This is a genomic window from Chryseobacterium lineare, from assembly GCF_977014045.1.
In genome coordinates this window covers 798,386-819,069 of record NZ_CDRNIQ010000001.1, presented here as the reverse complement: position 1 = coordinate 819,069, position 20,684 = coordinate 798,386, and the positions used below count along the sequence as shown (strand labels likewise).

Below are 20,684 nucleotides of genomic sequence, written 5' to 3'. Positions count from 1 at the left end.
CTATGAATATTGACAGGATGGAATTTTTGGCGTGGATGGAACGCTTAATGGGTCGCTTGGATATGCTGGGCGACAATATAGATGAACTGCAAAAGAAACGCAACAGCATAGACGGCGAGGAATTGCTGGATAATCAGGATTTGCTTCAAATGCTTAAAATCAGCAACCGCTCCCTGCAACGGTATCGCTCCATCGGTAAGCTGCCCTATTATACCATAAGCGGAAAATTGTATTACAAGCTATCCGATGTACATCAGTTCATTAGAGAGAGTTTTAATCCACCCTCAAAATGAACGCCAATGAAAGACAAAGACTGCTTTTGAGTGCCACATTGGGCAATACAGCCAACGCTTAATTTACATTCGGCGGTAAACTTTAAATTTTTCAGATTATGAGCGAAGAAACAACAAATAAGCAGGAAATGCCCGAACAATTATCGGACATATTATTAGTGCTGGATAAAGAAAAAATGAAAATCCAAGCCGTAAAGAGTATTGACGAGAACGGGAAAATGGAAACCGTTGACCCCACTAAGAAAAACCAAAACCAGTTTATGCGGGTGGACAAACAGGGTGATTTGATTTCTAATTTCTTCTCAAACTTTTACAGACAGCTAAAAGATCCCACCAAATTTACATTCTTCAAAGTACCAGCCGATAAAGCCTTAGAAAAAGCAAAAGAATTTCAAAAACAGGTAGATCATCCTACGCCACGAGGCGAAAAACAAATGAAAAAAGACGAAGTAAAAGTTGAGCCTGAACATAAACAAGAAAATCAAAATAATATGGAAACAACACAAAAAGCACCGGAAAATAACGAATACCGTTACAAGCCGGAACAAATTGATTGGGAAACAATGAACAATCTTGGATTAGGCAAAGAACGCCTTGAAAAAATGAACCTACTTGAACCTTTATTGAAAGGTTTTAAAACCAATGAACTTGTACCCGTAAGCCTAAATCTCGGCACTGCCGTTACCCGAATGGATGCCAGACTTTCTTTGCAACATAATGATGAAGGTAAAGTAGTGGTCGCCATTCACGGTATTCGTAAAGAACCGAACTTAAACTTTGAGTTTTTTGGACACAAGTTTACTGATGAAGACAAGAAAAACTTACTCGATGCAGGAAATATGGGACGTGTGGTTGATTTGAAAAACCCCAAAACAGGCGAAACCATTCCGTCAATTATTAGTGTGGATAGGTTAACCAATGAACTGATTGCACTGAAAATAGAATACATAAAAATTCCCGATGAAATTAAAGGCGTGAAACTGAACGATGAGCAAAAGCAAACTTTAATGGAGGGTAAACCGCTAAAGTTAGAGGGTATGATTTCCACCAAAGGAACGGAGTTTTCGGCAACGGTACAGTTCAATGCAGACAAGCGTTATGTTGAGTTCCTGTTTGACCGCAATAACTCCAACAGGCAGACCCAAAGCAATGGGCAAACTCAAAACAACGGACAAAGTAATCAGCAAACCCAACCGCAGGAAGCTCCAAAAACATTTAGGGGCAAAGAACTGACCGATGAGCAGCACAAGGATTTCAAAGCCGGGCAAACCGTCTATATTGACGGATTGAGGGATAAAAAAGGGCAACCGTATCAGGGTTATATCACTTTCAATGCAGAAACAGGAAAAACGAACTTCCAATTTCCAAGCCAAGTTAAAGCACAGGCAAAACCTGCCGAAGCTCATAAAACTCAAACTGCCGTCAATTCGGAGGGCAAGACCAACGAAGCGACCAAAAATATCAATGAGCCTTTGAGGTCGGGGCAACAAAGACCGAAAAACAAACAACAGCAGGAGCAACAGGAAAAGCCACAAGCTCCTGCAAAATCCAAAGGCAGAAAAATGTAAAATATGAAAACAATAATTGCAGAAAAACCAAGCGTAGCAAGGGAAATAGCCGGACTTGTGGGAGCATCCGATAAAAAGGACGGCTACTTGACAGGTAACGGCTATTTTGTTACGTGGGCATTCGGTCATTTAATCGGATTGGGAATGCCCGAAGATTACGGCATTTCGGGGTTTGACAAAACAGCTTTGCCAATACTCCCAAACCCGTTTTTGCTGACCGTCCGAAAGGTCAAAAAAGACAAAGGTTATACAGCGGATACGGGTGCATTAAAGCAACTGAAAGTCATCGAACAGCTTTTTAACCGTAGTAACAGCATCATTGTAGCCACCGATGCAGGACGTGAGGGCGAACTCATTTTCAGGTACATTTATGAATACCTAAAATGCAACAAGCCTTTTGAGCGGCTTTGGATTAGTTCGCTTACCGAAAAAGCCATTAAGCAGGGGTTTGATAATCTCAAAGACGGAAAAGAATTTGATGGATTGTATCAGGCGGCACAAGGCAGAAGCCGTGCCGATTGGCTCGTGGGCATCAATGCTACACAGGCGTTGAGCATAGCCGCAGGAAATGGCATTTATTCGCTCGGAAGAGTGCAAACGCCTACACTGGTTTTGATATGCAAACGCTATTTGGAAAATAAAAATTTCTCGGTAAAGAAATACTGGCAGATACAGTTATCGCACAACAAAGAACTGATAGATTTTAAAAGCATTTCCAAAACCAAATGGGAAGACCAAAAACTTGCCGATGATACGCTGAAATCCGTTCAGCGAAGTAAAACGGCAACGGTTACATCGGTGGAAACCAAAAGAATTATAGAGCAACCGCCTCTATTGTTCGACCTTACTGGCTTGCAAAAAGAAGCCAACAAAAAGCTGAACCTTTCTGCGGAAGAAACGCTCAATATTGCCCAAAGCCTTTACGAAAAGAAGTTTATCACATACCCACGCACCGGAAGCAAGTACATTCCTGAAGATGTGTGGGCAGAAATCCCCAACCTCGTAAGGGCTTTGCAGGACAGCGAAACCTGCAAGCAAGCCGTAGGGAAATTGAAATGGGGACGGTTCAATAAACGTATTGTAAACGATTTGCGTGTTACCGACCACCACGGATTATTGATTACTGATAAAATCCCATCAGCCCTGAACGCAAAGGAAAACTCCGTTTATGATATGATTGCCTTTCGATTGCTCGAAGCCCTTTCACAAGCCTGCATCAAAGAGATAACCGATGTAGGTTTACAAGCGTTGCATTATGATTTTACAGTAAAGGGTTGTAAGGTTATCGAAGCAGGCTGGCGTTCCATCAAAGGCAGTTTCTCCGATGATGATACCGAACCTGTACAGGATTTGCCCGAAATAAAAAAAGGCGATGAACTTAAAATAAAAGAAGCCTCCGTTTTGGAAAAGAAAACGAAACCGCCTGTATTATATACCGAAGCAGGGCTTTTGTCGGCTATGGAAAGTGCAGGAAAGGAAATCGAAAATGAAGACGAACGGAAAGCTTTGCAAAATATCGGTATTGGCACTCCGGCTACAAGAGCCGCAATAATTGAAACCTTGTTTACCCGCAATTATATCCAACGGGAAAAGAAATCCTTAATCCCTACCGAAAAAGGATTGCAGGTGTACGAATTGGTCAAAGACCGTAAAATTGCGGATGTGGCAATGACCGCCGAATGGGAATTGGCTTTGCAAAAAATCGAAAATAACGAAACAGATGCAGAGGCATTTCAAAAAGAAATGGAAACTTACGCCTCATCTATTACCAATGAATTGTTACAAGCTTCCATTGCCCAAAACAACCTGCCTAAATTGGTTTGCCCGAAATGCAAAAGCCAGCAACTCATTATCCGTGATAAAATAGTGAAGTGTCCTGATGAAGTTTGTAATTGGGTACAGTTCCGCAATGTGTGTGGCGTACAAATCGGCTTAGCCGATATTGAAAACCTTGTCAATAAAAAGAAAACTTCACTTATCAAAGGAATGAAAAGCAAAGCCGGAAAGAAATTCGATGCTTATATCGTGTTGAATGAGGATTGCAAAACCTCTTTTGAGTTTGCCAAAAATAAAAGCTACAAAAAGTAATGGAAAATAAGCCTACCATTAGCACAAAGGAAATCAGAAATCTGATTTATTCCATACGTGGAAGGCAAGTGATGCTGGATAGCGACCTCGCTTCCTTATATCAAGTGGAAACAAAAAACCTCAACAAAGCCGTAAAAAGAAATATTGAAAGGTTTCCCGTTTCTTTTTGCTTTCAACTGACCGAAGAGGAAGTTGAAAACTTGAGGTTCCAATTTGGAACCTCAAGTTTAAGCTACGGTGGAAGACGGTATTTGCCCTATGTTTTTACTGAACAAGGGGTCGCAATGGCTTCTGCCATACTCCGCTCAGATATAGCGGTTAAAGTCAGTGTTGAAATTATGGAAGCCTTTGTAGAAATGCGAAAAATGCTCATCAGCAATGCTTCGCTGTTCCATCGTTTGGACAATATAGAACTGAAACAATTACAAGCCGACCAAAAATTTGAGGAAATATTTAAGGCTCTTGAAAGCGACAAGCTCCACGCCGAAAAAGGTATTTTCTACAATGGGCAGGTATTTGATGCCTATACCTTTGTTTCCGATATTATCCGAAGTGCCAAAAGCTCCATTACCCTGCTTGATAATTATGTGGACGATACGGTGCTGACCTTATTGGGAAAACGCAATACCAATGTAACCGCTACTATCTACACAAAAAGCATCAGCAATCAGTTACGGTTAGACCTGCAACGCTACAATAGTCAATATCCGTCTATCGAAGTAGAGATTTTCTCCGATGCACACGACCGATTTTTGATTATTGACAGTACGGAACTGTACCATATCGGAGCATCACTGAAAGACCTGGGCAAAAAATGGTTTGCCTTTTCGAGAATGGATATTGAAATCGGTAGGATGCTTCAAATTTTAAACAAGTGAAAAATAAACCCCTCTGAAATTTCGGAGGGGTTAGTTTATAAGGTCTAATAAGTCAACGCAAGCCCTACACCAAAACCCATATCGCTATCGTAGTGAGTACGAATACCAATGTTTTTATTGATAATATACTTAAGCTCTCCCATATATTCCATATCAGTATTGACCATAAAGCCCGCTCTCAATCTTTTTGAAATCGGAATATCCTCACGCATCAACGACAATCGTACAATTCCATCGTGATAAACTTCTGCCTGAAAATTAACGAGCATTGGCAAGGTGTACATAAACCCTAAGCTAAAGGCTCTTCGTGTGTCTTTTTCATTCTTTTGTCCGAATAAATTGGTTTCGTGTTCGTCCATTCCCATTTTACGGTAACGCCAGTCAAAACCTATAAAGGGCATAAGCCACTGCATTTTTCCGATGTATCTTCCTAAATGTGTTTCTACTTCATAGCCGTGCATATCGTTGTAGCCTAAACGCCATTCTGTACCCAAAGACCATCTTGCATTTTGAAACATTGCTTCGCCATCGTTACCATTGGTTGCAAAATCATTCTGTGCCATAAAGTGCGGCATATTGCTTTCTCGCTGTAATTTATTGTAGGCTTGCTTTTTATTGGGCAAATACGGATTTTGATAATCGTCAACAGCAAATACCCTGTTCATCCCCGACATCATATGGTAAAGTATATGACAATGGAAAAACCAATCTCCCTCTTCATTTGCTAAAAATTCGATGGTATCTGTTTCCATTGGCATTATATCCAAAACATTTTTAAGTGGTGATTTTTCGCCTTTACCGTTGATTACCCTGAAATCAAAACCGTGCAGGTGCATCGGGTGGCGCATCATCGAATTATTGTAAATGGTGATGCGTAAAATTTCTCCTTTTTTTACAGGTATTTTATCGGTTTCAGAAAGTATTTTATTATCCATACTCCATACATATCGGTTCATATTTCCTGTAAGGGTAAACTTCAATTCTTTGACCGGAGCATCTTTAGGGAGTTCCGTATTGTAAGGAGATTGTAACATTGCATAATTCAGCGTTTTTATTTCTCCCAAAGCATTTGCATTGTAACGGTTGGGTTCATTATCCATATTCATATTGTGTTGGCTATGGTCTTCTTTAGGTTTAGCCTCTCCAGTAATTTCGGGATACATTACCACATTCATATCCATTTGGTTCAGGCTCATTTTCATACCCATATCGTCCAAATCTCCATTCATCTTCATCATATCGTTCATCATCTTCATCCCCTCAAAATATTTCAATCTTGGGAGTGGCGATATTAACTGTTTGATACCATTGCCTACAAAATAGCTTGCCGATTGTGTTCTGTCTTCGGTTGTGGCTAAAAACTCGTAGGCAACTCCATCGTCAGGAATTGTTACCACAATATCATAAGTTTCGGAAACCGCAATGATTAATCTATCTACCTCTACTGGCTCTACATCATTACCATCATTGGCTACTACTGTAATTTTACCGCCTGCATATCGTAACCAAAAATAGGATGATGCTCCGCCGTTTGATACTCTTAATCTTACTTTATCTCCTGCTTTTAGTGTTTTGCCATCAACTGTTTTTAAATCGGTAGTATGATTTCCGTTGATTAATATTTTGTCATAATACACATCGCTTACGTCCATTGCCAACATACGTTTCCATTCGTTGGTCAATTTGGTTTTGAAATTTCCCTCTCTGATGGCTTCCGCATAGGACTGTGTAGCGTTCTTTTTTATCGCTGCCCAATCATTGGCGTTGTGCAACATACGGTTAATGTTATCGGGATTTAGGTTTGTCCATTCGCTTAAAATGATGGGTACGGTAGGTAAATCATCAATTCCTTTTCTAAAGGTTTTATCGTCATCACGCTTTTTCATCACAAAACTGCCATACATTCCAATCTGCTCCTGCAAACCTGAATGGGAATGATACCAATGCGTTCCGTGTTGGATAATCGGAAAACGATAGGTGTATGTTGCTCCTGCTTCAATAGGCTTTTGCGTAAGCCAGGGCACACCATCTTCTTTGTTGGGTAAAAACACGCCGTGCCAATGCAGCGATGTACTTTCTTTTAACTGGTTATGCACTACAATCTCCGCTGTATCGCCCTCTGTAAATGTGAGCGTTGGCATCGGTATCTGACCGTTTACCGCAATAGCCCTTTTTTCTTTTCCTGCGTAGTTTACAAGCGTATCTTTTACATACAGCTCATATCTCACTACTTTTTGTGCAAAAACGGATTGCGAACACAGCAGTATAAATACCGCTTGCAGCAACCTCATTTTACTATTTATGGGTATATTCATTTTGATATTTTATTAATGAAACTCATTCCTGTTCTTTTAGCCAGTCGGTTAATGTTTTGATTTGCTCGTCATTCAGTTTTGCATCAGTATGCATCAATGTATATGAGGACAGGGGCATTTGCTTCGTTTCTATTTGTTCTTTGATTGAGTTTAATAATCTTTCTTGTTTCCTGTTTGAGTATGTACCCCATTCATTGAAATTCAAATCTTCTTTTGCGTTTTTGATGTGGTTTTCTACCAATGCTCTTGCGGGCTGTACGTAATCGTACCAAACGTATTTGGTATTGTTGCTATGGCAATCGTAGCAAGAGGTTTGAAACATCGCTTTTATCTGAACAGGCATTTTATAGAATTGGGTAAAATCGGTTGTGTAAACCTGCCCTTTATCTACATTAAGGGCAGGCTGGTAAAATTGAATTGCAATAAAAATAAACAGCACTATTGCCAATATTATCTTTAGTACTTTCTTCATTTTAAAATTCTTTTTTTACAGAACCGCAGGTAAGCATCTGACTGCCGTAATATGGATTTTTTATTGCTTTAGCTTCGCTAATCCAAACAGCACCTTTGCCATCATTGTACATCGGGCAATAGTCCTGATATAATTTTTGGGTTGTTCCGAACAGTGCAATAAGGTCGGAAACGTCTTTGCTTAGCGATGCTAAATGTTCTCTTTGGTGTGCTATCTTTCCGGCATTGTCGCCAATATGCTCTGCGTTTTCCTGTGCATCTTCTGCTATCTCCATATATTGTTTATGTTTATTCGCCGGGATAGCTTTCATATCTACATTTTTTAAGGTAGTATATAATTGCTTTCCTGCGTTAGCAGCAGCTTTGTCGTTATCTGATACAAGTGCATTTTTTAAAGCCAAATAATCCTTAACAATAGGTGCAATAGAGAAGTTTTGCGCTACCTCTTTTACTTCTTGTTGTTCAATTTTTTTTGCTGTGGTATCTATTGATGCCATTGTACTATCCGTATCATTTTGTGTTGATGATGGCAAGTTTTGAGTTCCGGATATTGTTGTACTGTCATTGGCTTGCTGGTCGCTATTTTTGTTAGAAGACTGATTGCAAGAAACTGTAATTGCTGCAACCGTTGCCAGTGCGATGATGGAGAAAAATATATTTTTCATTTCAATGCTATTTAATGTTGTTAAAGAAATTTTTGCGGGTTACTTATTTTCAAATTCTTTCAGCTTTCGCTTCATAAATTCGATTTCCTTTGCCTGTGTTTCGAGTATGTTTTTTTGCAACTCTATCAGTTCGGGGTCGGTTAGCTTTGCTTTTTCAGACATCAGCACTGCTGCTGCGTGGTGCGGTATCATTCCTTTTACAAATTGTTTGTCGCCCACATTTATTTGCTCCCTAATGCCAAACCAAGAGAAAATGCCAATTGCAAGGGAAAATGTAATGATTGCCCAGTTGATTTTTTTGTTTTGATACATTCCTTTCATTATCCATAATTCAATGACCAACATTGCCGAAACCATCAGCAGGGTCATATATAAATTATTGATGTTCGGGATAAGATTATCCAATCTGTCTATCATAGCATACATTAGGAAGTACATTGCTGCGAACATTGCAACAGCCATTATAGCAAACCGTTTGTACATTGCTGAAGAATGTTTGCCGTTATGCCCGTCATTTGCCCCGTGGTGGTGCATATCGAGTTTGTTTTCTATATTTTCCATAACAGAATATTTTATTTATTATTAATTGTTTCCTGTACACTGCCACAGGTTAGCATTTGAGAACCGTAATATGGATTTTTAACGGCTTCTTCCTTGCTTAACCAATTTGCACCTTTCCCGTTATTGTACATTGGGCAATGCTGATAATAAACAGGTGTTTCCTGTTTTGATACCTTAGCCAATTCATACATATTCTTAGAAAGCAAAGCGAAAGTTTCCCTTTGTTTGGCAACATCTTTGGAAGCAGCAATCTGTTCGGCATTTGCCGTCAGGTCTTTCATTACTTTCATCCAAGCTGTATGTTCTTCAGTAGAAAGTTTTGCCATTTCTACCGCTTTGATGGCTTTTACCAATTCGGCAGCTTTTGCAGATGAAGTACCTGCATCAGTTTTTACCAAAGCATCTTTCACGGAAAAATAATTGTCGAACACAGCTTTCAGTTGTGGTGCATTTTGGGCATCGGCAGTATTTGTTGCAGCCATTTCGTTGTGGTTATGGTTGGCGTGTTCGTTTTTCATATCCATACCCGCATCATTGGATTTTGCGGCTGGCTTTAATTCTCTGCTGTACTGGCAACATCCCGGCAATTTTGCATATACATCATCAGGTGCTAAGAATTTTTCGCTGTCGTACCCTGCCAAAGCTATACGTTTCAATATTTCGTCCTGATTGGTCTTATCGCTATCATAAGTGAGCGTAGCCATTTTAGTGTCTTTATTCCATTCTACACTGGCTACCTTATTCACGTTTCCTGCTTTTTCGATAGTGGCTTTACACATACCGCAATTGCCATAAACTTTTACGGTTTCTGTTTTCGCATTCTTGATTTGTGCGAAACTGTTTACTGACGATAGTAATACAACGATTACCATCACTATTTTTGATAATGATTTCATTTTGAAAATTTTTAATTTAGTAAGATAAACAAAGATTGTGCGAAAACTAAATAGCTTTCGACAAGACATATTTGTGGCTATCAAGCCACCGTTTTAGCTTATTTTAGGCGGTTGCCAAATGGAAGAGTAGCCCGAAGAATAGTAGGCTTGTTTGAACCCGAATTTTTGCTTTTTAGTTTCGGCAAAAGGGGTTGTTACTTTTAAATCTATTGGTATTTGTAAACTAACAGAAGATGAAGAAGTACTACATCCACAAGAGCCGTGTTTACAATTGCCGTCGCAGTCGTGACCATCCTTACATTTTTTACAAGACTTGTCCTTGCAACTGTCTTTATGGTGAGATTTTTCAGATTTTTCTTTTGAGCAACTTTTTTGTTCTGTCTTAGCTGTTTTTTTTGCACAAGCATAGCTTATGCTTGGCATTAGGAAAAAGCCCAAACACAATAAGATGACAAAGCTGATATGTTTACTCAAATTTTTCAACACTACAAAATTATGAAATTATTTCTTTTAATTGCTATCTTTTGCATTTCATAAACTTCAAATATAAAATTTCAGATAAAAATGTTTAAATGACATATTTCTATTGTCATTTTTATGCTCCTTGAGTAAATACCTATTTAATTATCTGTTGTAATTGTTATACACTATCTAATCAAACAGGTATTTATAGGTTAAAATTATTTTTTGATTAGTGGTTCTATTGTAAAGCCTGCTTTCTTAACCGTATCTATAATTTCCTGTTCGGTCATTCCTTCCGATTTCACGGTCAATACTTTGTCTTTATTTGTTGTGTCCACTTCCCAATGACAGATGCCATCAGCATTATCCAAATGTGGTTTTACTGATGCTACGCAACCACCACAATTAATATTTGTTTTGAATTGAAGATTTTTATTTTCCATTTTTTTACTGTTTTAGAATGTTATTTATTGATACAAATTTCGGTACGATGCCATTCTGTATTATTGTGGAATTTCTTATTTGATTTGTGAGATTTACTGTTTTACTTTTTCCACTTCAACCGCAAGCTGTTAGTTACTACACTCACGCTACTCAATGCCATTGCTGCACCTGCAATCATCGGGTTTAATAGGAAACCGTTTATCGGATAGAGAATACCTGCCGCAATGGGAATACCTATTAAATTATAGATAAATGCCCAAAACAGATTTTGCTTAATGGTGGCTACGGTTTGTTTTGACAATTTTATTGCCTGCGGTATTTTAGTCAGGTCTGATGAAATGATGGTCATTTTGGCGACGTCCATTGCAATGTCCGAACCTTTGCCCATTGCTATACTCACATCGGCTGTTGCCAAAGCGGTACTGTCATTAATACCGTCCCCAACCATTGCCACTACTTTACCTTTACTTTGTAATTCTTTTACAAAATCTGCTTTGTGCTGTGGCAATACTTCTGCTTTGTAATGCTTAATGCCTGTTTGCTCCGCAATGGCTTTGGCTGTAGCTTCGTTGTCGCCTGTCAGCATATACAGGTCAATGCCCATTTCCTGCATTTGGCGGATGGCTTCTACCGATGTTTCTTTAATCTTGTCTGATATGGCTAATACGGAAAGTGCCTGTTTGCTGTCGGCAAACCAAATAACAGTTTTTGATTGTTTGCCCCATTCATTGGCTTGCTTTTGTAATTGTTCCGCAATAGTAATGTTATTTTCTGCCAACAGTTTTTTATTGCCTACAAAATATGTTTCATTATTATGGTCGGCTTTTGCTCCTTTACCTGTGATACTGTCAAATTGTGCTAAGGTTATGATTGCTGCTCCGTCCAAGTGTTTTACTACTGCTTCTGCCAATGGGTGTTCGGATTGCTTTTCAATGCTTAATAAAATGTCTTTGGACGCATCATCATTATTCAGCCATTGAACGCCTGTTACCTCTGGTCTACCCTCTGTAATTGTTCCTGTTTTATCTAAAATAATGGCATCAACTTTTTTGGCTAATTCTAAACTTTCGGCATCTTTTATCAAAATACCTTTTTCAGCACCTTTGCCAACGCCAACCATTATAGCCGTAGGTGTAGCCAATCCCAAAGCACAGGGACAAGCAATAACCAATACCGTAACGGCTGCCAATAGCCCCTGAACAATCCCGTTATCGCCTCCTAAAACAAACCATAGGATAAATGCGAGAATGGCAATCCCTATCACAACCGGAACAAAGATACCCGCAATCTTATCCACCAATTTTTGTACAGGTGCTTTGCTTCCTTGTGCGTCCTGCACCATTTTGATGATATGGGCAAGCATTGTTTCTTTTCCCACTTTAACCGCTTTGAACTGGAAACTTCCTTTTTGGTTAATAGTTCCTGCAAATACTTTTTCGTTTTCTTTTTTCAGTACAGGTACAGGCTCGCCACTCAACATACTTTCATCCACGTAAGAACTGCCCGAAGTAACCATACCATCAACGGCAATTTTCTCGCCCGGCTTTACAAGGATAACGTCGCCTGCGTTTACATCCTCAATAGCGGTCTGTTTTTCCGTTCCGTCCGTTTGTATCACAATAACGGTTTTAGGTTGTAAGCCCATTAGTTTTTTTATTGCTGAAGAGGTATTGCCTTTGGCTTTTTCTTCCAGTAATTTTCCTAACAGAATAAATGCGACAATTACGGCTGCTGCTTCAAAATATACGTGGGCGTGTAATCCTCTTTGATGCCAAAAGTCGGCAAACAACATATTGAATACACTGAACAGGTAGGCGATACCTGTACTCAATGCTACCAATGTATCCATATTGGCTGAACGATGTTTTGTCTGCTTCCAGGCATTGATAAAAAAATCCCTGCCCAACCACAATACAACAGGTGTAGAAAATGCCCACATAATTTGATTGGCATAAGGTATATCCATAAAGAACATTGCTATCACTACAACAGGCAATGACAGGGTAATAGCCCATACGGTTTTGGTCTTTAGCTTTTGGAACTTTTCAGCGTGGATAGTTTCTAATGTTTCCTGCTGCTTATTTTCTTCCTCAATCAACAAATCGTACCCAATTGACTGTACCGCCTTTTGCAATTTTGAAGCATCGGTCATATTAGGCAGGTATTCAACGGTAAGGTTTCCCGTAGCAAAGTTTACGGAGGCATTTATAACGCCCTCCTGATGCTTTACAATGCTTTCGGCACTGCTCGCACAAGAGGCACAGGTCATACCTATTACTGGAAATGTATTTTTTATGGTGGAAACACCATAACCTAAGTCTTTGATAGCTTTAACCGCTTCGCCTATTGCTTCGCTATTATCTACCGTGATAGCTGCCCTGCGGTTATTCAGCTCTACTTTGTGGGTTGCGATACCTTTAACCTGTGCTAATCCTTTTTCAACGATTAATGCACAATGTTCACTTTCTACATCTTCCAAAGGAAGATAAATGGTTTCTTTATTATTCGTTGCCATAATTGCTTGCTTTAATTAACAATACAAAATTGGCTATTATATTAATGGACGCTATTGTGAAATTTTGGGAATGATTTGTAAGATTTACAATTTATCCAACGGCTTTCTTTTACCTTCTTTTATTTGTTTGAAATAGCTCGGTGTCAGTCCTGTTACTTTTTTGAACTGGTTGCTTAAATAGGCTACACTCGAATAGTTCAGACGAAAGGCAATTTCACTCAAAGACAGTTCATCATATACCAACAGCTCTTTTACTTTTTCTACTTTTTGGGCAATAAAGTATTTTTCAATAGTAATACCCTCCACCTCCGAAAAGAGATTGGATAGGTAATTATAATCGTGGTGCAATTGACTACTTAATACATCTGAAAGATTGGATTTGGTGTCATTGTCCTGATGATGCACAAGGTCAATAATTATATTTTTTATCTTTTCAATGATGCGGCTTTTTTTATCGTCAATGAGTTCAAAGCCCAATGGAATTAAAACCTTATCTAAATTATTTTTTTCTTCTGGTGTAATCTCTTTATCCAATGTTACCTCTCCAAGTTTGATTTTTTTTACAGTCAAACCTAATTTATCCAATTCATTTTGCACCACCATAATACAGCGGTTGCAAACCATATTTTTAATAAAGAGTGTATTCATATATACCTTTTTACGACCTTAACAAAGGTACAAATTAATCTTTGGCATTATATCTTTTAACGCCAAATCCTGCCTCTCAACGCCAAATCCTGCCACATCTTCAAAGGCACTTATCTACTGCTATAATTTTAGGCTTCAAGTAAAATTCTAAACAAAATTATAGTATGGATACACAGCAAAAAGACCTATCGTATTTCAGGTTACGATTACAAGAATTATTAAATACCAGCTTCCCCGAAAAAGCAAACGACCAAAAATTTGTTGAGCAACGTTCTTCGTGGGCTGCCAATGCCTACGAGGGGGCTTTTAGTTCGGGAAACGCTATTGAGCAATGCAACGAAATAGCCAATTACATACTTTTTGAGGGCTTGCATTTCTCCAAATTCGATACCGTGTTTCAGGTGGTATGCAATGAGTTTGATACCATAATGGCAGATGAGGAACTGCGACCGTTCTCCCTTAAAATGTTTCCTGTTTGCGAGCCTGTTTTCTCCGGCTATGAACTAACCGATGATTTCGCATACGGTTATGAGTTTGACCTGCTCTATACCGAAATAACCGGAACCATCGCAATATGGATAGAGGAAAATGGGCTTCAGTAAAAAGCAACATCTCCAACAGAACATTGATGCCCTGCGAATTGCTTTTAAACTGGAAAAGGAGAAACGGCAAGCCACCGTAGGCGAAAGACTGCTAATGATGCAATACAGCGGATTTGGCGGTCTTAAATTCGTATTGAACCCCATAGCGAACGAAATAGACATCAACAATTGGAGAAAGACTGAACACGACCTTTTCCCGATTACGCAGGAGCTCCACCAGCTACTCAAAGAAAATTCCGAAGACGAAAAGCAATACTGCAGGTATGTGGATAGTATGAAAAGCTCTGTTCTGACGGCTTTTTATACACCGCCACAGGTCATAGATGCGATTTCTGCAACTTTGCGTGAAAGCGGTCTGAACATTGATAAATTCCTCGAACCCTCCGCTGGTATCGGGTCTTTCATACAATCCTTTTCAGAAAATCAAAAAGCCAGTGTTACTGCTTATGAAAAGGATTTGCTCACAGGCAAGATTTTAAAACAGCTGTATCCCGAAAGCACTATCCGCATAAGCGGTTTTGAGGAAATCTCCGAAAAGGAACAAAACAGCTTTGATGTAATCGCCAGTAATATTCCATTTGGCGATACTTCCGTTTTCGACCTTTCCTATTCCCGAAGCAAGGACAGTGCAAAAGTACAGGCATCCCGAAGCATACACAATTACTTTTTCCTGAAAGGTGCTGATATGCTCCGTGAGGGCGGTTTGCTGGCTTACATTACTTCACAGGGCATTCTGAACAGCCCGAAGAACGAACCGATACGCAGGGCGTTGATGCAGGGTAATAATTTGGTTTCGGTTGTCCGCTTACCCAACAACTTGTTTACGGAATATGCAGGAACGGAAGTCGGCAGCGACCTTATTATCCTGCAAAAGAATACGGCAAAACAAAACTTGACCGAAGCCGAAGAACTGTTTTGCCGAAGCAGCCAAACAGAATACAATACACCGGGCAATGCACTCTTTCAGGACAGCACAAGAATTGTGCATACCGACCGTAAATTAGATACCGACCCTTACGGGCAACCTGCCCTAATCTATACGCATAAAGGCGGCGTTGAAGGGATTTCCAAAGACCTCAAACAAATGCTTTCCGAAGATTTTGGCAGGCACCTGAATTTGAATTTATACAAAGGCGAACGAAACGATGAGCCATTAATACAAATTCCGATTGAACCAACGGTTACACCTCCGGTTATCGAACCTGTAACCATTCAACCGGAAATACAATCTTTATCTGTTCCTATAATCAATCGGGAAAGTCCGCAGGAATTAAAGCAACTAAGCATTTTCGACTTGTTTGAAAATGTGGACGAGCCTGTAATGGTTGCTGCTCCACCCAAAAAAACGACACAAGTTAAAAGGCAAAGCACCAACAAAAGAAGAGGTGCAATAGGTCGCCAACCTGACCTGTTCAGCAGTGTGATGCGGCAACCTTATACGCCCCCTGTTACTAATAGAGCTACCAATGGAAATACATCTACTAATGGTAAAAAACAGGAAGCTATCGGCGACCTGTTTTCACAAATAAACGGGAATGGCCAAGCTGATAAGCCAGCCGTTCCCAATACCATTCCCGAACCTGCTCCTTATAGTGGCGAACTGCAATCGTACCACCGTAACGATTGTCTTGTTGTGGATAATGGTTGGGTCGGTCATCTGCAAGATGTAGATACATCAGACGGTACAGCAGTTTTCCACCCTTTGCAGTTACCGACCTTACAGAAAGCAAGAGCCGAAGCGTACATTGCTGTACGTGATGTTTACCAAGACCTTTACAATAAAGAGGCAAAGTTTCAGACCGAATACAAGGAAGAAAGGGAAACCCTTAACCGCCTTTACGATGCCTTTGTCAAAAGGTACGGAAATCTCAACAGTGCCGATAATATCAAGCTCATCAAAACGGATAGCTCCGGTAAGGAAATCCCTTATTTGGAACGTGTCATTGGTGGCGTGGTACACAAAGCGGATATATTCAGCCGTCCTGTAAGTTTCTCCACCTTAACAATAGCAACGGACAATCCCGAAGAAGCATTAGCGGCTTCGCTGAACAAATACGGAAGCGTGGATTTGGGCTATATGTCCGAAATCAGTGGTATGACCGATGATGCTTTGAAAGAAGATTTACACGGTCGTATTTTCTACAATCCTTTACAAAGGGAATATGAAATATCCGAACGCTGGATTGCTGGCAACGTGGTGGAGAAAGCCGAAGAGGTACGAACCTACCTCGAACGCAATCCCGATGATACCGAAGCCAAAGCAAGCCTTACGGTTTTGGAAGAAGCCCGCCCAAGACGAATTGAGTTTGAGGAACTCGATTTTAATTTGGGCGAACGCTGGATACCCACAGGCATTTACGCCCGTTTTGCTTCACACCTGTTCGATGCAGATGTACTCGTTCATTATTCCGAAAGCTCCGATGACTTTTCCGTAAAGTGCCATCAGGGGAATATGCACATTTGGGAGAAATACGCCGTCAAAGCCGAAAGCCGGACGTTTGACGGGATTGCCCTGCTCAAACACGCCCTTGTCAATACCACGCCTGATATTACCAAAAAAGTGATGGTTGGCGACCAAGAGGTCAAGGTACGGGATATGGAAGCCATACAAATGGCGAACACCAAGATTGATGAAATCCGTACCGCCTTTACCGATTGGCTTCACGCCCAAAACGATGAGTTTAAAAACAGGTTGACTGACCAATATAACGATACGTTTAACTGCTTCGTCCGTCCGAACTATAACGGCAGCCATCAGGACTTTCCGGGATTAGACCGTAAGGCATTGGGCATTGAAGACCTGTATTCAAGCCAAAAGGACACCGTTTGGATGATAAAGCTGAACAACGGTGCTATCTGCGACCACGAAGTAGGTGCAGGAAAAACGTTGGTAATGTGTACGGCTGCACAGGAAATGAAGCGTTTGGGGTTAGCCCATAAGCCTATGATTATTGGGCTGAAAAGTAATGTTCACGAAATTGCTGAAGCCTACCGCACTGCTTACCCACACGCAAAAATCCTGTTTCCGGGCAAAGAAGATTTTACGCCCCAAAAACGCCTGCGGATTTTTGGCGACATTAAAAACAACGATTGGGATTGTGTGATACTGACACACGACCAATTCGGAATGATACCGCAATCGCCCGAAATTCAAAAAGAAATACTCCAAATAGAATTAGACAGCGTAGAGCGTAACCTTGATGCCCTGCAATCGCAAGGCAAGGAAGTTACCAGAGGGATGCTTGCCGGAGTAATCAAGCGGAAAGAAAATCTCGAAGTAAAACTCAAAACCCTGCAACACGATATTGAGAACCGCAAAGATGATGTGGTGGATTTTAAGATGATGGGCATCGACCATTTGTTTGTGGACGAAAGCCACCAATTCAAAAACCTGATGTTCAATACAAGGCATACAAGGGTTGCCGGATTGGGCAATGTGGATGGCAGCCAAAAGGCATTGAACCTGCTCTTTGCTATCCGTACCATTCAGGAACGCACAAATGCGGATATGGGAGCGACCTTTCTTTCAGGTACTACCATCAGCAACTCACTAACGGAACTGTACCTACTGTTTAAATACCTGCGACCACAGGCATTGGAAAAACAGGGCATTCATTCTTTTGATGCGTGGGCGGCTATCTATGCAAGGAAAACAACCGATTATGAATTTTCGGTTGCTAACAACATTGTGGCAAAAGAGCGTTTCCGCTACTTTATCAAAGTGCCGGAGCTGGCGCAATTCTACTCGGAAATCACAGATTACCGAACGGCAAAAGATATAGGCATTGACCGCCCCAACAAGAACGAGGTATTGTATAACATACCGCCTACTCCAGACCAGGAAGATTTTATCAAAAAGCTAATGGAGTTTGCCAAAACAGGAAATGCTACCTTATTAGGAAGAACACCTTTATCGCAAAGTGAAGAAAAAGCAAAAATGCTCATTGCTACGGATTACGCCCGTAAAATGTCGTTGGATATGCGTATGGTAAGCGGTACGTATGATGACCACCCCGACAATAAAGCTTCTCATTGTGCAGTAAACATTGCTAAGTACTACAACCAATACAATGCACAGAAAGGAACGCAGTTCGTTTTTTCTGATTTGGGAACTTATAAACCCAACGAATGGAATGTTTATTCCGAAATTAAACACAAACTTGTAGAAGACCACGGTTTGCCTGCACACGAAGTCCGTTTCATACAGGAAGCAAAAAATGACAAGCAGCGCAAAGAACTTATCAAAGGAATGAATGAAGGTAAAATCCGCATACTTTTTGGTTCTACAAGTATGTTGGGCACAGGAGTTAACGCACAAAAAAGAGCCGTTGCTGTTCACCATTTGGATACACCGTGGCGACCAAGTGACCTTGCTCAACGTGATGGTAGAGCTGTTCGCAAAGGCAATGAAATTGCCAAGTTCTTTGCCAATAACAAAGTAGATGTAATCATTTATGCCGTAGAAAAATCATTGGATAGTTATAAGTTTAACCTACTATACAATAAACAACTATTCATAGACCAATTGAAAAACAACAATCTCGGCAAGCGAACTATTGATGAGGGCAGTATGGACGAAAAATCAGGAATGAACTTTTCGGAGTATGTAGCTATCCTGTCAGGAAATACAGACCTGTTGGATAAAGCGAAATTGGAAAAACAGATTGCCGGATTGGAAAGCGAAAAGCAGGCATTCAGCCGTTCAAAGTATAGTGCGAAGTACAAATTGGAAGATTATACGGCTGAACTTGACAAAGCCAAATCCCGCTTTGACCGTATGAGCCTTGATTGGAATAATTTGCAAGGGCGTATCCAAAAACGTTCGGACGGCACAATTGCAAATCCTGTACAGTTGGACGGTTTACCGCCCAATGCGGATATTAAACAAATCGGTGCAAAGCTCAACCAGCTTGCGGACAAAGCCCGTACCGGAGGTCAGTACGAAGAAATAGGAAGCCTGTACGGTTTTACCTTATTGGTCAAAACCGAAATGTCTGAAAAAGAGGGCGTGGATATAAAGGTAAACCGTTTTTTGGTACAAGGAGAGGGCAATATCAAATATACCTACAACAACGGTCTAATCGCCAAAGATGAAAAGCTGGCGGCTATGAACTTCCTTAATGCACTGGAGAAATTGCCCGGCTATATCGAGCAGGAGCAAAAGAAAATTGCGGAGATACAAAAAGACCTGCCAATTCTTCAGGAAGTGGTAAACGGTACGTGGTCTAAAGAAAGTCGATTAAGCGAACTCAAAACGGAACTGGCTGGCGTAGAACGGAAGATACTGTTATCTATCACTATCACGCCTGAGCCTAAAGAAGAACCTGCTGAACAGACCGAAAAACAGCAAGAAACTCCAAGTATTTCGGAAACCTTTGTACAAACAAAAGGTATTCATTTACCTCGTGGTGTATTGTAAACAAGTTCTGTTACTTCTCGTCCTGCTCGTCCATTTTCTTAATCAGGGCATCACGCAAGCTGTCAAGGAATTTAGTTCGGTTTATTTTCCGAGATTTAATTTCCATAAACGTATGATAGAAGTCTCCTAAATTAATATTGAATGTGCTTTCAAATGTTTTGGCGATAACTTTTATGTCTGCATTACCAAATACACCTTGTGAATATAGTGCATAAATCAATTCGGTTAATGCTGTTTTGTTACCTGTCCAATTAAGAGTAAAACTGTTAATTTTTTTCTTATTATTATTTAGCTGATCTTCGAGATAGAGTTGTATTAGGTCATTGGCAATAACCTTTGCCACTTTATAATCGTGTGAGGTAGAAAATCTATGGTCCGTTTCAAAATAAATAGTATCCAAACTCAATTTTATATCGTGTTCCCCTCGAACAAATAGCTTTTCGTCAATAAATGAATTGTTTGTCCGATAGTATTTATAAAATTCGAGATTGTTGTCAAAATACTTTTTGAGTTTTCCTAATTCTTCCTTGAGGTATTTCTTGATAGCCTTTGCATCATTAGGTTTCTTCGTTTCAATTTTGTAAATGGCATTATAGTAAATTAGTTTTGAAACAATGATCGGTTTTTGGTTTTTGAAAAAATGAATTTCTTTATCAATATTTTTAAATCCGTTTTTTAAAACATATTCTTTTACTTCGGAAAGACATAGTACGATAATGGGTATAACCTTTTCAATCCGTTGTATTGGACAAGCAGTTTCAATCTCTAATTCCTTTATCTCGGATTCTAGCTTATATAGCGTTTCATTGTAAAATTTATCCATTCAGTTACTTTTAAATCCTAATCCATGGTAGTTAAG

The 20,684-nt window shown here is 40.0% G+C and carries 16 protein-coding genes; 6 read left to right on the top strand and 10 right to left on the bottom strand.

Annotated features, from left to right (window positions below; genetic code table 11):
- Positions 1-2: 2 nt before the first annotated feature.
- From ACWNCI_RS03585 to ACWNCI_RS03570, 4 genes are all read left to right on the top strand, one after another.
- Positions 3-293: a helix-turn-helix domain-containing protein gene (locus tag ACWNCI_RS03585; protein WP_074745793.1), complete on the top strand. Its 291-nt coding sequence runs from the start codon at positions 3-5 to the stop codon at positions 291-293.
- A gap of 98 nt (positions 294-391) precedes the next feature.
- Entirely contained in the window at positions 392-1,861 is a 1,470-nt protein-coding gene (locus ACWNCI_RS03580) for a DUF3945 domain-containing protein (protein ID WP_449387222.1), read from the top strand.
- A 3-nt stretch (positions 1,862-1,864) separates the two neighbouring features.
- Positions 1,865-3,949 (top strand): DNA topoisomerase 3, encoded by a 2,085-nt coding sequence (locus ACWNCI_RS03575; protein WP_449387221.1) that lies wholly within the window; start codon positions 1,865-1,867, stop codon positions 3,947-3,949.
- On the top strand, positions 3,949-4,827 hold the full coding sequence (locus tag ACWNCI_RS03570; protein ID WP_449387220.1) for an ORF6N domain-containing protein: 879 nt from the start codon (positions 3,949-3,951) through the stop codon (positions 4,825-4,827). The genes ACWNCI_RS03575 and ACWNCI_RS03570 overlap by 1 nt, the downstream gene beginning before the upstream one ends.
- Before the next feature lie 44 nt (positions 4,828-4,871).
- On the opposite strand, the gene ACWNCI_RS03565 is transcribed toward ACWNCI_RS03570, so the two are convergent.
- From ACWNCI_RS03565 to ACWNCI_RS03525, 9 genes are all read right to left on the bottom strand, one after another.
- Positions 4,872-7,142, bottom strand: a complete 2,271-nt coding sequence (locus tag ACWNCI_RS03565; RefSeq protein WP_026706433.1) for a multicopper oxidase family protein — start codon at positions 7,140-7,142, stop codon at positions 4,872-4,874.
- Positions 7,143-7,164: 22 nt separating this feature from the next.
- Positions 7,165-7,614 carry a heme-binding domain-containing protein gene (locus tag ACWNCI_RS03560; protein ID WP_026706434.1) on the bottom strand — a complete coding sequence of 150 codons (450 nt, stop codon included), beginning with the start codon at positions 7,612-7,614 and terminating at the stop codon, positions 7,165-7,167.
- 1 nt (position 7,615) lies between these two features.
- On the bottom strand, positions 7,616-8,278 hold the full coding sequence (locus ACWNCI_RS03555; RefSeq protein WP_026706435.1) for a DUF3347 domain-containing protein: 663 nt from the start codon (positions 8,276-8,278) through the stop codon (positions 7,616-7,618).
- Positions 8,279-8,317: 39 nt separating this feature from the next.
- Positions 8,318-8,839: a DUF305 domain-containing protein gene (locus ACWNCI_RS03550; RefSeq protein WP_026706436.1), complete on the bottom strand. Its 522-nt coding sequence runs from the start codon at positions 8,837-8,839 to the stop codon at positions 8,318-8,320.
- Positions 8,840-8,850: 11 nt separating this feature from the next.
- Positions 8,851-9,735: a DUF3347 domain-containing protein gene (locus tag ACWNCI_RS03545; protein ID WP_026706437.1), complete on the bottom strand. Its 885-nt coding sequence runs from the start codon at positions 9,733-9,735 to the stop codon at positions 8,851-8,853.
- 93 nt (positions 9,736-9,828) lie between these two features.
- The gene (locus tag ACWNCI_RS03540) at positions 9,829-10,209 is read right to left on the bottom strand and encodes a hypothetical protein (protein ID WP_157278982.1); all 381 of its coding nucleotides are present in this window, start codon (positions 10,207-10,209) and stop codon (positions 9,829-9,831) included.
- Positions 10,210-10,415: 206 nt separating this feature from the next.
- Entirely contained in the window at positions 10,416-10,640 is a 225-nt protein-coding gene (locus ACWNCI_RS03535; protein ID WP_026706439.1) for a heavy-metal-associated domain-containing protein, read from the bottom strand.
- A 101-nt stretch (positions 10,641-10,741) separates the two neighbouring features.
- On the bottom strand, positions 10,742-13,156 hold the full coding sequence (locus tag ACWNCI_RS03530) for a heavy metal translocating P-type ATPase (RefSeq protein ID WP_449387219.1): 2,415 nt from the start codon (positions 13,154-13,156) through the stop codon (positions 10,742-10,744).
- 84 nt (positions 13,157-13,240) lie between these two features.
- A complete protein-coding gene (locus ACWNCI_RS03525; RefSeq protein ID WP_026706441.1) occupies positions 13,241-13,804 on the bottom strand; it encodes a helix-turn-helix domain-containing protein in 564 nt (187 codons plus the stop codon).
- 164 nt (positions 13,805-13,968) lie between these two features.
- Between ACWNCI_RS03525 and ACWNCI_RS03520 the strand changes: the two genes are divergently transcribed.
- Positions 13,969-14,406 carry a DUF1896 domain-containing protein gene (locus ACWNCI_RS03520; protein ID WP_028298702.1) on the top strand — a complete coding sequence of 146 codons (438 nt, stop codon included), beginning with the start codon at positions 13,969-13,971 and terminating at the stop codon, positions 14,404-14,406.
- Entirely contained in the window at positions 14,393-19,825 is a 5,433-nt protein-coding gene (locus tag ACWNCI_RS03515) for an N-6 DNA methylase (protein ID WP_449387218.1), read from the top strand. Before ACWNCI_RS03520 ends, ACWNCI_RS03515 begins: the two co-directional genes overlap by 14 nt.
- A gap of 10 nt (positions 19,826-19,835) precedes the next feature.
- On the opposite strand, the gene ACWNCI_RS03510 is transcribed toward ACWNCI_RS03515, so the two are convergent.
- Positions 19,836-20,648 (bottom strand): RteC domain-containing protein, encoded by an 813-nt coding sequence (locus tag ACWNCI_RS03510; RefSeq protein WP_449387217.1) that lies wholly within the window; start codon positions 20,646-20,648, stop codon positions 19,836-19,838.
- Positions 20,649-20,684 lie beyond the last annotated feature (36 nt).

What these genes read in the sequence shown, in the direction of transcription:
- ACWNCI_RS03550 (WP_026706436.1), bottom strand. Translation starts at nt 8,839, where the DNA reads ATGGAAAATATAGAAAACAAACTCGATATGCACCACCACGGGGCAAAT.
- ACWNCI_RS03570 (WP_449387220.1), top strand. Translation starts at nt 3,949, where the DNA reads ATGGAAAATAAGCCTACCATTAGCACAAAGGAAATCAGAAATCTGATT.
- ACWNCI_RS03510 (WP_449387217.1), bottom strand. Translation starts at nt 20,648, where the DNA reads ATGGATAAATTTTACAATGAAACGCTATATAAGCTAGAATCCGAGATA.
- ACWNCI_RS03530 (WP_449387219.1), bottom strand. Translation starts at nt 13,156, where the DNA reads ATGGCAACGAATAATAAAGAAACCATTTATCTTCCTTTGGAAGATGTA.
- ACWNCI_RS03560 (WP_026706434.1), bottom strand. Translation starts at nt 7,614, where the DNA reads ATGAAGAAAGTACTAAAGATAATATTGGCAATAGTGCTGTTTATTTTT.
- ACWNCI_RS03580 (WP_449387222.1), top strand. Translation starts at nt 392, where the DNA reads ATGAGCGAAGAAACAACAAATAAGCAGGAAATGCCCGAACAATTATCG.
- ACWNCI_RS03545 (WP_026706437.1), bottom strand. Translation starts at nt 9,735, where the DNA reads ATGAAATCATTATCAAAAATAGTGATGGTAATCGTTGTATTACTATCG.
- ACWNCI_RS03520 (WP_028298702.1), top strand. Translation starts at nt 13,969, where the DNA reads ATGGATACACAGCAAAAAGACCTATCGTATTTCAGGTTACGATTACAA.
- ACWNCI_RS03555 (WP_026706435.1), bottom strand. Translation starts at nt 8,278, where the DNA reads ATGAAAAATATATTTTTCTCCATCATCGCACTGGCAACGGTTGCAGCA.
- ACWNCI_RS03565 (WP_026706433.1), bottom strand. Translation starts at nt 7,142, where the DNA reads ATGAATATACCCATAAATAGTAAAATGAGGTTGCTGCAAGCGGTATTT.
- ACWNCI_RS03515 (WP_449387218.1), top strand. Translation starts at nt 14,393, where the DNA reads ATGGGCTTCAGTAAAAAGCAACATCTCCAACAGAACATTGATGCCCTG.
- ACWNCI_RS03525 (WP_026706441.1), bottom strand. Translation starts at nt 13,804, where the DNA reads ATGAATACACTCTTTATTAAAAATATGGTTTGCAACCGCTGTATTATG.
- ACWNCI_RS03585 (WP_074745793.1), top strand. Translation starts at nt 3, where the DNA reads ATGAATATTGACAGGATGGAATTTTTGGCGTGGATGGAACGCTTAATG.
- ACWNCI_RS03535 (WP_026706439.1), bottom strand. Translation starts at nt 10,640, where the DNA reads ATGGAAAATAAAAATCTTCAATTCAAAACAAATATTAATTGTGGTGGT.
- ACWNCI_RS03575 (WP_449387221.1), top strand. Translation starts at nt 1,865, where the DNA reads ATGAAAACAATAATTGCAGAAAAACCAAGCGTAGCAAGGGAAATAGCC.